At 29.7% G+C, this 11735-nt stretch carries 13 protein-coding genes, 1 tRNA gene and 1 riboswitch; of the genes, 13 read left to right on the top strand and 1 reads right to left on the bottom strand.

Annotation, left to right across the window (positions count from 1 at the left end):
- The first annotated feature begins 35 nt into the window (after positions 1-35).
- From I2E98_RS15190 to trpA, 3 genes are read left to right on the top strand one after another with little or no spacing between them, the layout of a single operon-like run.
- Positions 36-299: a hypothetical protein gene (locus I2E98_RS15190; RefSeq protein ID WP_195469719.1), complete on the top strand. Its 264-nt coding sequence runs from the start codon at positions 36-38 to the stop codon at positions 297-299.
- 8 nt (positions 300-307) lie between these two features.
- The gene (gene trpB, locus I2E98_RS15185) at positions 308-1492 is read left to right on the top strand and encodes a tryptophan synthase subunit beta (protein WP_195469718.1); all 1185 of its coding nucleotides are present in this window, start codon (positions 308-310) and stop codon (positions 1490-1492) included.
- Positions 1485-2255 (top strand): tryptophan synthase subunit alpha, encoded by a 771-nt coding sequence (gene trpA, locus I2E98_RS15180; protein ID WP_195469717.1) that lies wholly within the window; start codon positions 1485-1487, stop codon positions 2253-2255. Before trpB ends, trpA begins: the two co-directional genes overlap by 8 nt.
- A gap of 189 nt (positions 2256-2444) precedes the next feature.
- On the opposite strand, the gene I2E98_RS15175 is transcribed toward trpA, so the two are convergent.
- Entirely contained in the window at positions 2445-3437 is a 993-nt protein-coding gene (locus tag I2E98_RS15175; RefSeq protein WP_195469716.1) for an MATE family efflux transporter, read from the bottom strand.
- Between the two features lie 222 nt (positions 3438-3659).
- Between I2E98_RS15175 and I2E98_RS15170 the strand changes: the two genes are divergently transcribed.
- From I2E98_RS15170 to I2E98_RS15125, 10 genes are all read left to right on the top strand, one after another.
- Positions 3660-4094, top strand: a complete 435-nt coding sequence (locus I2E98_RS15170; protein ID WP_195469715.1) for a PIN domain-containing protein — start codon at positions 3660-3662, stop codon at positions 4092-4094.
- Between the two features lie 55 nt (positions 4095-4149).
- A riboswitch (glycine riboswitch) is annotated at positions 4150-4235 on the top strand.
- 134 nt (positions 4236-4369) lie between these two features.
- A complete protein-coding gene (locus I2E98_RS15165) occupies positions 4370-4978 on the top strand; it encodes a TRIC cation channel family protein (RefSeq protein WP_195469714.1) in 609 nt (202 codons plus the stop codon).
- 257 nt (positions 4979-5235) lie between these two features.
- Positions 5236-5595, top strand: a complete 360-nt coding sequence (locus I2E98_RS15160) for a metal-sensing transcriptional repressor (RefSeq protein WP_195469713.1) — start codon at positions 5236-5238, stop codon at positions 5593-5595.
- A 193-nt stretch (positions 5596-5788) separates the two neighbouring features.
- On the top strand, positions 5789-7447 hold the full coding sequence (locus tag I2E98_RS15155) for an ABC transporter substrate-binding protein (protein ID WP_195469712.1): 1659 nt from the start codon (positions 5789-5791) through the stop codon (positions 7445-7447).
- A complete protein-coding gene (locus I2E98_RS15150) occupies positions 7440-8423 on the top strand; it encodes an ABC transporter permease (RefSeq protein WP_195469711.1) in 984 nt (327 codons plus the stop codon). The genes I2E98_RS15155 and I2E98_RS15150 overlap by 8 nt, the downstream gene beginning before the upstream one ends.
- Positions 8416-9282 carry an ABC transporter permease gene (locus tag I2E98_RS15145; RefSeq protein WP_195469710.1) on the top strand — a complete coding sequence of 289 codons (867 nt, stop codon included), beginning with the start codon at positions 8416-8418 and terminating at the stop codon, positions 9280-9282. The genes I2E98_RS15150 and I2E98_RS15145 overlap by 8 nt, the downstream gene beginning before the upstream one ends.
- Positions 9283-9297: 15 nt before the next feature.
- On the top strand, positions 9298-10221 hold the full coding sequence (locus I2E98_RS15140; RefSeq protein WP_195469709.1) for an ABC transporter ATP-binding protein: 924 nt from the start codon (positions 9298-9300) through the stop codon (positions 10219-10221).
- Positions 10211-10834: an ATP-binding cassette domain-containing protein gene (locus I2E98_RS15135; protein WP_195469708.1), complete on the top strand. Its 624-nt coding sequence runs from the start codon at positions 10211-10213 to the stop codon at positions 10832-10834. Before I2E98_RS15140 ends, I2E98_RS15135 begins: the two co-directional genes overlap by 11 nt.
- A 104-nt stretch (positions 10835-10938) precedes the next feature.
- Positions 10939-11013 (top strand) — tRNA-Cys (locus I2E98_RS15130).
- Between the two features lie 109 nt (positions 11014-11122).
- Positions 11123-11605 (top strand): cupin domain-containing protein, encoded by a 483-nt coding sequence (locus I2E98_RS15125; protein WP_195469707.1) that lies wholly within the window; start codon positions 11123-11125, stop codon positions 11603-11605.
- Positions 11606-11735: the final 130 nt, after the last annotated feature.

The raw sequence follows: 11735 nt of genomic DNA, 5'->3' as shown, positions 1-11735 counted from the left end.
CTACTATTAGCTCTATGCTTTTTGGCATACTATAAATTAAATTCCCGAAGGGAGCGTGGCGAAAGCCACTTTTTTTATTATTAGATAATGGACAAGGAACAGGAAAAACATTTGATTGGAATAATATCAAAAAACTTAATAGACCATTTTTCTTAGCTGGAGGATTATCTATAGATAATATAAAAGAGGCAATTGAAAAAGTTTCGCCCATGGCAATAGATATAAGTAGCGGAATTGAAAGTAATGGTGTTAAAGATTATGAGAAAATGAAAGAAGTAATGAAAATAGTAGGAAGGTAGGTAGAGGTATGAGTAAAGGAAGATTTGGAGAGTATGGAGGTCAATATATACCAGAGACGCTAATGAATGAGCTTATTAATCTTGAAGAAAAGTATGAGTATTATAAAAAAGATAAGGAATTTAATGATGAATTAAATGAGTTATTAAACAAATATGCAGGAAGACCTTCTCTTTTGTATTATGCAGAAAAAATGACTAAGGACTTAGGTGGAGCAAAGATTTATTTGAAGAGAGAAGACTTAAATCACACAGGATCTCATAAAATAAATAATGTTCTTGGGCAAGTATTATTAGCTAAAAAGCTAGGAAAAACAAGGGTAATTGCAGAAACAGGAGCAGGCCAACATGGGGTAGCAACAGCAACAGCTGCAGCCCTTTTAGGATTAGAATGTGAGATATTTATGGGAAAGGAAGATACAGATAGACAAGCTTTAAATGTATATAGGATGAAGCTACTAGGTGCGAAGGTTAATGCTGTAACTAGTGGAACCATGACATTAAAAGATGCTGTTAATGAAACTATGAGAGAGTGGGTAAGTAGAGTTGATGATACTCATTATGTTTTAGGTTCAGTAATGGGACCACATCCATTTCCAACTATAGTAAGAGATTTTCAAAGTGTAATAAGTAGAGAAGCTAGGGAACAAATACTTAGCCTAGAACATAAATTACCAGCAGCTGTTATTGCTTGTGTTGGTGGTGGAAGCAATGCAATAGGAATGTTCTATAATTTTATAAAAGATAAAGATGTACAACTCATTGGATGTGAAGCAGCGGGAAAAGGTGTAGATACAGTATTAAATGCAGCAACAATAGCTAATGGTAGTGTTGGAATATTTCATGGAATGAAGTCTTATTTCTGTCAAGATGAAAATGGACAAATAGCACCAGTATATTCAATTTCAGCAGGATTAGATTATCCAGGAATAGGTCCAGAACATGCTTATTTAAATGATATAAAAAGAGCAAAATATGTACCTATAACTGATGATGAAGCAGTTGATGCCTTTGAATATTTAGCTAGAACTGAAGGAATTATTTGTGCAATAGAAAGTGCACATGCTGTAGCTTATGCAAAAAAGATAGCAAAGAGTTTTAGTAAGGATGAAAGTATTATAATTTGTCTTTCTGGAAGAGGAGATAAAGATGTTGCAGCAATAGCTAGATATAAGGGGGAAGAAATTTATGAGTAATATATATAAAGCTTTTGAAAATAAAAAAGCCTTTATAGGATTTTTAACTGCAGGAGATCCAACTGCAGAAAAAACTGTAGAGTATATTTTAGAAATGGAAAGAGCAGGAGCAGATTTAATTGAAATAGGAATACCTTTTTCAGATCCTGCTGCTGAAGGAGTAGTAATACAAAATGCTAATATAAGAGCTTTAAATGGAGGAATGACAACAGATAAAGTTTTTGAAATAGTTAGAAAGGTAAGGGAAAAAAGTCATATACCTTTAGTATTTTTAACTTATATAAATCCAGTTTATAAATATGGGTATTATAATTTTTTTGAAGCTTGTAGAGAAGTTGGGATAGATGGAATTATAGTTCCTGATGTACCTTTTGAAGAAAAGCATGAAATAGAAGATGTGGCTAATAAATATGGCATTGATATTATATCATTAATTGCACCTACTTCAGAAGATAGAATTAAAAAGATAGCTAAAGAGGCTAAAGGTTTTGTTTATGTTGTATCATCAATGGGAGTTACAGGTGTAAGAAGTGAAATTACTACTGATATAGGAAAAATGGTTCAATCTATTAAGGAAGTTACGGATGTTCCTTGTGCTGTTGGTTTTGGAATTAATAATCCTAATCAAGCAAGAGAAATATCTGAAGTGGCTGATGGGGTAATTGTTGGAAGTGCTATAGTTAAAATTATTGAAAAGAATGGAGAAAATGCAAAAGAAGAATTATTTAAGTATGTTAGTGAGATGAAACATGCAATAGAGTAAATAGGTATAATATGAGTTTTTATAAGACTATAGATAATTATGTGTAATTAATTTTCTAAGTTAAAAAATATTACTGGAAATTATGATTTTCAGTAATATTTTTTTATTATCTTTCTGATTCTATGAGAAAACTCAAAGAATGTAGATAGATGATTTCAATTGTTATCATGAGACTATAACTATTCCAGTTTAATTTTCTTCTTTAGGACAATGATTCCATTCGCCTGTATGATAGAAGAGAACAGATAACACTGCTGATATACACCAACCTATAGGCCAAGCAACCCATATTCCTGTTGTACCAAAATAAATAGAAAGAATCTTTGCAAGAATTACACGAATAATTAAATCAGTAAAAGTTGAAACCATAAACTTATTCATCATTCCTGAACCACGAAGAATACCATCAGCTACAAGCTTTGTTGAAATAATAAAATAGAATGGAGCTACTATTTTTAGAAATATGATTCCAACATCTATTGCTGTTCCAACCGGATTATTTAAGAATATATAAATATTTTTTAAACGCTTAAATACAAAAATTAGTGAAACAATACAGCTGATACTTTGGCAAAGGAAAGTTGCCCATGCAACACCGTCCACACCTCTTGTGAAAATTGAAGAAAAGGTAGTTACGAAGAGAATGTCTATTACAATATTTGAAAGTGAAGAAATCATTAGGAATATAAAAGGTGTTTTAGAATCTCCTAAAGCTGAGAAAATACCTGTTGATACATTATAATAAAAAACGAAAGGTAATCCTAAAGTGTAAATATCTAAATATAATTTTGAATCAGCAAGAATATTATCAGGAGTGTTTATCAAATGTAAAAGGTTTGTACCAAAAAATAATTCTGCAATCATTAAGATTGCACATACAATAGCACTTGTAATAAGAGTAGTATAAACAGCTGTTTTTAAATCTTTATATTTCTTTGCTCCGAATAGATTAGATACAATTACTGAGCAACCAATGTTGCAACCAAAGGCAAAGGCAATAAAAATTAGAGTTATTTCATAACTATTTCCAACAGCAGCAAGGGCATCTTCTCCTACGAATTTACCCGCAACGAAGCTGTCAGCAATATTATATAATTGTTGAAAAATAATACTTCCAAATAAAGGTAGACAGAATTTCCATAATACGGATGACGGTTCTCCTACTGTTAAATCTTTATTCATAATTATTTCCCCCTTAAAATTAGCACTTAAGTTTGTTGCAAAGTTAATTCACTTTATCTTAATAATTATATTATATATAATACGCTCATTAGAACATTGAATTTGTATTTTGTTAGTATATTAAAAAGAAGATAATACTAAAGTACAATATTTAGGATATATTTAAAAAAGAAAGTAGTATAATAAACTTTATACTAGCATGCTATAAAAGGAGAGAGACAAATGAAAAATTATTTATTAGATACTAATATAATAATTAAGCTTTGGGATGAAAATGAAAAAAGTTTAGATAAAATGCTAAAAAAAAATAAGGTATTTATATTAAGGGAAGTATTAAATGAATTATCAGTAAAAGAAACAAAAGAGTATAGAAGAAAAGAAGTTTTAAGCGAGCGTTTTTGCAAGTTATTACCTTATAGTATAGAAGTTGAAAAAGAAAATATAAGTGGTTTTTATATGATATTTGATTATAAAACTAAGGGTAAATTTAATAATAACAATTTATCTAAAAATGATTTATTACAGCTATATGCTTGTTATGTTAATGATGATTTAAATTTAGTAACAGAAGATAAAGAATTATTTAACATTGCAAAATATATTTTGGGTGATGATAGAGTATTATCAATAGGTGAACTAAAAGATATTGAAATATAATAAAGTTGACTCTTGAAGTATAAACATGGATATATTATAATTTACAAGTATTTCGTTGAGAAATTTGGGAGATACTGTTTAAATACAGAGCCGAAGGGGAAAGTGCGGCAAACTCTCAGGCAAAAGGACCAAATTTTGAGAAAACTCTGGAAAGCCCATATAAGGCACCGACGAAGCAATCTTAAATATACTAAGAGAATCTTTCAGGTAAAGAAGACAGAGGCGCAATTATTTTAATAATTAGTCTTTATATATTACTAAAAAGGAGGATTTTTTTGGACTACATTACAATTTTAGAGTATATCGGTGTTTTTGCTTTTGCTGTATCAGGAGCAATAGTAGCTATTGAAGAAGAATTTGATATTTTTGGAATATATATAATAGCTATAATTACAGCTATGGGGGGAGGAGTACTTAGGGATATCGTTGCAAATGTAGGTATACCAGTATTCTTTACAAGTTATATGACCATTCCATTTATTATTGCAGGAGCTTTATTAGCTATATTTTTAAAAGGTAATTTGAAATATAAAAATTTATTTGTATTCATTGACGCAATTGGACTAGCTGCTTTTTTTGTATCAGCGGCAGTTAAAGCAATTAATAGCAATTATAATTTTATGTTATTTATATTTGCAGCTAGTATCACTGGCGTTGGTGGAGGAGTTTTAAGAGATATAATAACTAATAGAAAACCACAAATTTTTAAGCATGATATTTATTGTGTTGCAGGAGTTATAGGTGTAACTATACTTTGGTTTATATATCCTATAATTGGAATAGAATCAGCACAATTCATAGCATTGGTGGCTATAGTGATTATTAGAATGGTAAGTTATCATAAGACAATAAATTTACCAGTAGTATGTAAGGAAAGAGTATAAAAATAAGACTAATATTAAATAGTAAGAGGTATAAGAAAAAATTCTTATACCTCTTTTAAAATATTTAATTGCACTATAAAAATAGTTAAATAAAAATATATTTTATTCATTATACATATAATAGTATAAACTCTTAAAATAATTTATTAAAAATATATAATGTATTGAATTAGAATGAACAAATAATTTTTGTATAATACAAATATAGTATTATATGTTATATAAGTTAATAAATAATGAAATGGGGGGTTAGTAGGATGGATAATATAGATCTAATGGAACATGTTCATATAGGTGAAGATGGACAAGAATTTACTCATACTCATAATAATATAAATGGACATAATCATAGACATTCTCATGAAAATAAAAAAATTGTATTAAATCGTTTATCACGTGCAGCTGGGCATTTAGAATCTGTAAAACGTATGGTACAAGATGAAAGAGATTGTAGTGAAGTATTAATTCAGTTAGCAGCAGTTATATCAGCTTTAAATGGTGTAAGTAAAGTAATATTAAAAGAACATATAGAAGGATGTATAGTAGAAGCTATAGAATGTGGAGATAAGAGTGCTATAGAGGATTTAAATAGAGCAATAGCTCAATTTATTAAATAAATACTTTTTAATACTATATACAAAAAAAGGATTCAAATTCGAATCCTTTTTTTGTATATAGTATTTTTTATGAAAATTAAAATTTATTTAGTGTAAAAAATTAAAAAATTAATCCCCCCACCGAGGTTGTTGAGTTTTGGTGAAGGTGATACAATTTTAGTATTAAATGGAAAAAGTTTTTAGGAGGAAATTAATGAAAAGAAAATCCTTAATATTATCTTTAATAGTAAGTATGTCATTACTTATTACAGGATGTAACAATGAAAAGGAGACAAATGTAGGAGATAATTCTAAAGATAAGAATAGTATATCAACAACAGCTGATACTGCTGGGAGCTCTAGTAAGGATAGTATTACAGCATATGTGGGAAACAATATTTTTGAAAGTAGCTTAGATCCAGTTAAAGGAGCAATGAGTTATGGATATTCATTTACAAATAATGCTTTAACACGAGTAAATTCAAATTCAGAATATGAAGGTGATTTAGCAGAAAGTTGGAATATAAGCGAAGATTCTTTAACTTATACTTTTAATTTAAAAAAAGATATTAAGTTTCAAGATGGATCAGATTTTACTGCTGAAGATGTAGTGTTCACTTATGAAACAGTAAAGAGTAATCAAGCAGATAATGAAAGTGTTGATCTTACAAGATTAGAAAATGTAGAAGCTGTAGATGATTATACAGTTAAATTTACATTATCAGAGCCATATTCGCCATTTTTTGATTCCATTGCATTGTTAGGAATTGTTCCAAGTGACGCATATGATAGCGAAGTTTTTGATAAATCACCAATAGGAACAGGGCCATGGAAAGTTATTCAATATAATACAGATCAACAAATTATAGTACAAGCTTATGAAGATTATTACGAAGGAACTCCAGAAATTAAGCAAGTAACATTTGTAAAAATGGATAGTAAATCAGCTTTTTCTAATGCTAAGTCTGGTCAATTAGATATAGTTATGGTAGATCCAAACTATTCTACAGAAACAATAAATGGAATGCATTTAGAGAATCTTGAGACTATGGATGTCCGTAATATTAGCTTACCATGCTTACCGGAGCAGAAAATGACAGATAAAGATGGCAATGAAATAGTAGTAGGTAATAATGTTACATCTGATATAGCTGTACGTAAAGCTTTAAGTATAGGGATAAATCGTGAACAAATAATTGAAAATGCCTTAAATGGTGTAGGTAAAAAGGCTACTGGTTTTACAACTAATTTAGTTTGGGGAAATCCTTTAGTTTATGATGATAATCAAAAAGATGAAGCAGAAAAAATACTTGAAAAAGCTGGATGGATAGATAGTAATGGCGATGGCATTCGTGAAAAAGATGGGGTAGTTTGTGAATTTGATGTTTATGCACCATCTAATGATGAACAGCGTTATTTATTAGGAAGTGCTGTTGCAGAAGATGCAAAAGAGTTAGGAATAAAAATAAATGTTAAACAAGGAACATGGGATGAACTTACAGTTAAAGCTAAAACATGTGGTATTGTATGGGGATGGGGACAATATAGCCCTACAGTATTAAAGTCATTGCTTTATTCTGATTTATTTTTGACAGGTGATTACGATAATACAATTGGATATTCAAATAAGGAAGTAGATAAATTAATAGATGAAGCTATAGATTCTAATAATCAAGAAGAGGCAGTAGAAAAGTGGAAAGAAGTACAAACAGTTTCAAGTGAAGATTATCCATATTTATATATTGTAAATATTGAGCATAGCTACTTTATAAATGACTCTCTTGATATTTCTATAAATACACAAATACCACATCCACACGGACATGGTGCACCAATTATTTGTAATATGAAGGATTGGAAGAGTAATGAATAGAGTAAAATATATAAGTTCAACATTTTTTAGAATGTTATCCTTGTTAATAGGGGTTAGTATTATTTCATTTATCTTAGTTACAAATTCACCTATAGATCCATTAACTTCGTATATTGGAGCAGAATCTACCCTTTCAGTAGAGGCAAAGGAGAAAATTGCAGAACATTGGGGATTGAATGATCCACCATTAGAAAGGTTTGCATCTTGGGGTAAAAATGTATTAAGAGGTGACTTTGGAACATCAATAACATATAAGCAGCCAGTTAGTACAGTTATATTAGAGAGATTTAAGTATTCAATAGTATTAATGTTAGTATCTTGGTGTTTTTCAGGAATAGTAGGATTTGCAATTGGCGTTTTAGCAGGTGTATATAAAGGAAGTTTATTTGATAAGATTATAAAAATATTTTGTCTTGCATTACAATCAGCACCAACTTTTTGGATAGGTTTATTAATTTTAAGCTTATTTTCAGTATATTTAGGATGGTTTCCTATAGGATTTGCAGTACCAATGGGTAAGTTAGCTTCAGAAATTACAATTTGGGATAGACTATATCATCTTGTATTACCATCATTAACACTTAGTATATTAGGAATTAGTAGAGTAACATTATTTACAAGACAAAAGTTAATAGAAATATTAAATAGTGACTTTATACTTTTTGCAAAGGCAAGAGGTGAAAATACTAGACAACTAGTAATTAGACATGGGTTAAGAAATATAGCATTACCAGCTATAACAGAACAATTTGCTTCATTTAGTGAACTTTTTGGAGGAATAGCATTAGCTGAAACAGTTTTTTCTTATCCAGGCTTAGGTACAGCAACAACAGCAGCAGGATTAAATGGAGATGTTCCTTTATTACTAGGCATTGCAATATTTAGTGCCATATTTGTATTTGTAGGTAATTTTATTGCAAATATATTATATGGAGTATTGGATCCAAGGTTAAAGGAGGGAAGATATAATGGTTAATAGTCCTTTAAGGATCACAAGAAAAAGTAAGTTTAATATTTTCCCAAATACAAGAGCTAAGATAATATTTTATGTAACAATTTCTACTGCATATTTATTAATAGTGCTTATTTTAGGAATTACAATGAATGCAGATAAATATGCAGTAAATTATTCATTAAAATTTATAAGTCCATGTTTAGACCATTTGTTTGGAACAGATTTTATGGGAAGAGATATGTTTTGGAGATGTATAAAAGGGTTATCTAATAGTATTTTAATAGGAATACTTGCATCTATAGTAAGTTCTTTTATTGCTCTTGTGTTTGGAGTTTCTTCAGCTATTATTGGTGGAAAATATGATAAATTTATTAATTGGTGTGTTGACCTTTGTATGGGGATTCCACATCTGATTTTACTGATTTTAATATCATTTATGCTTGGAAGGGGTACAATAGGGGTTACAGTAGCAGTAGCAGTTACTCATTGGCCTTCACTTACAAGACTTGTTCGTGCAGAGGTTCTTCAAGTTCGATCAGCTCAATATGTCCAAGCAGCATATAAAATGGGGAAAAGTAAATTTGAAGTTGCAGTTAATCACATTATCCCACATGTATTACCAGTATATCTAATTGGTGTTGTACTATTATTTCCACATGCTATTATGCATGAAGCATCAATAACATTTTTAGGATTTGGAATTCCAGCAGAGATTCCTGCAATTGGAGTTATCTTATCAGAAGCAATGAATCATATTACAACAGGAAAGTGGTGGCTTGCAGTTTTTCCAGGAGTAATGCTTTTAAGTGTTGTAATCCTATTTGATGTAATTGGTGAGAATCTCAAGATTTTAATTAATCCCAATAGTGGAAATCAATAATTAAGGAGAAAGTCTATGAATGAGAAAGTATCAGTATTACAAGTAGATAATTTATCAGTAGCCTTTAGTATGTATAATAAGGGGTTAATCAAGAGAGATTTAGAAGTTATACATGAACTTAGTATTGATGTAAAGAAAGGTGAAATTGTAGCTGTAGTTGGATCAAGTGGATCAGGTAAAAGTATTTTAGCTCATGCAATTATGGGAATATTGCCTGAAAATGCAAAAACAAAAGGTTGTATAAAGTATTATAATGATGAGTTAAATGAGAAGTATTTAAGAAAAGTAAGGGGAAAAGATATAGCCTTTATACCACAATCAGTAGATTTTTTAGATCCATTAATGAAGGTAGGAAAGCAGGTTGTCGGAATTAATGGCAATAAAGAAAGACAAAAAGAAGTTTTTAAAAAATATAATTTAGATGATAAAGTTGCAGAAATGTATCCTTTTCAATTATCAGGTGGAATGGCAAGAAGAGTTTTAATAGCAACAGCTGTAATGAATGAAGCAAAATTAATTATAGCTGATGAGCCAACACCAGGTTTAAATTTAGAGCTTGCAATGGAAACATTAAATAATTTTAGAGAGATTGCAGATAATGGATGCGGAGTATTGTTAATTACTCATGATGTAGATTTAGCTTTAAATGTAGCTGATAGAATTGCAGTTTTTTATTCTGGTACTATAGTTGAAATTGCGCAAGTTGAAGATTTTATAAAGGGAAAAGATGCATTAAGACATCCTTATAGTAAAGCATTTATAGATGCACTACCACAAAATAAATTTAAGGAATTGCCAGGATTTCAACCTTATGCAGGTAATCTTCCAAAAGGATGTTTATTTTGTGATAGATGTTCATTAAGAACTGATGAATGTAGTAAAACTATTAAAATGAGAAAAGTAAGAGATGGTGAGGTGAGATGTATTAATGCTACTTGAGGTTAAAAATGTAAGTTATAGGTATAGTAAAAATTCTAAATGGATACTTAAAGATGTTAGTTTCACAGTTGACTCTAAAGAAAGAGTAGCATTAGTTGGACCATCAGGTTATGGGAAAAGTACCTTGTCAAAAATAATATCAGGATATATAAAGCCTGATAAAGGAGAAGTTTTATGGGATGGAAAGCCAATTCCTGAAAAATGTTATTGTCCAATTCAAATGATTTATCAGCATCCAGAGCAATCAGTTAATCCAAGGTGGAAGATGGGTAAGACACTAAATGAGGGGTGGAATGTAGATAATAATTTGTTAGATGAGATGGGAATAGAAAGATCCTGGTTGAATAGATGGCCTAATGAGCTATCTGGGGGAGAATTACAAAGATTCTGTATAGCAAGGGTATTAGGTCCAGAAACTAAATTTTTAGTTTGTGATGAAATAAGCACTATGCTTGATGTTATTACTCAAGCGCAAATTTGGAACTTACTATTGAAAATATCTGATAAAAATAATATAGGAATGTTAGTAGTTACTCATAATATAGAATTAGCTAAAAAAGTATGTAATAGAATTATAGAATTGCCTAAAATTAATAATGAATTCAGTAGTTAATAAGTAAAGGGAGCTAATTTTCTGGCTCCTTTTATAATTTATAATATAAAATATAAAAAAAGTGTAGACATTTTGAATGATATTATATATAATAATAAATATACGGCGCCATAGCCAAGCGGTAAGGCAGAGGTCTGCAAAACCTTTATTCCCCAGTTCAAATCTGGGTGGCGCCTCCAATAAGATTATTTAAAAAAGGAATTCAGATTTGAATTCCTTTTTTTGTATAAAAGAACAATACGTACTGCGCAAATATGTTGACAATGAATTTAAGGGGAGAGATATACAATGAAAAATGCAGAATATTACATAAAAAATTTAGAAATGATACCTCATGTGGAGGGAGGATATTTTAAAGAATCATTTTTATCAGAAGATAATGTAAGAGAAAATAAAAAATTGTGGAGCAGTATATATTTTCTTTTAAGAACAGGAGAAGTATCAAATTTTCATAGACTAAAATCTGATGAATTATGGTACTATCATGATGGTGAATCACTTACAATCTATATGATAACTCCAGAAGGAGATTTTATAACAAAACAACTTGGTACAGATATAGAGAATGGAGAAGCTCCACAAGTTTTAGTGCCAAAAGGATATATATTTGGTTCTGCTATGAATAAAGAAGGCTTTTCTTTAGTTGGTTGTATGGTTGCACCAGCATTTGAATATGAAGAGTTTGAATTATTTGAAAGAGAATATCTTTTAAGTTTATATCCAGAGTATAAGGATATAATATTAAAACTTACTAGAGAGAAAAATAAATAGTTCAATTAAACATAAAGGGATGTCCATTGGACATCCTTTTGAATAGCAATATTTTAAAATTGTTAATTAATAGATGTGATAAGTTACAGTCTATTTTCAACTAGAATATCTTTATTTCGTTGGACTGATT

Origin of the sequence: Clostridium sp. D43t1_170807_H7 (assembly GCF_015555905.1) — a bacterium.
Taxonomy (GTDB): Bacteria; Bacillota; Clostridia; order Clostridiales; family Clostridiaceae; genus Clostridium.
This window is presented reverse-complemented; position numbering and strand designations above follow the sequence as displayed.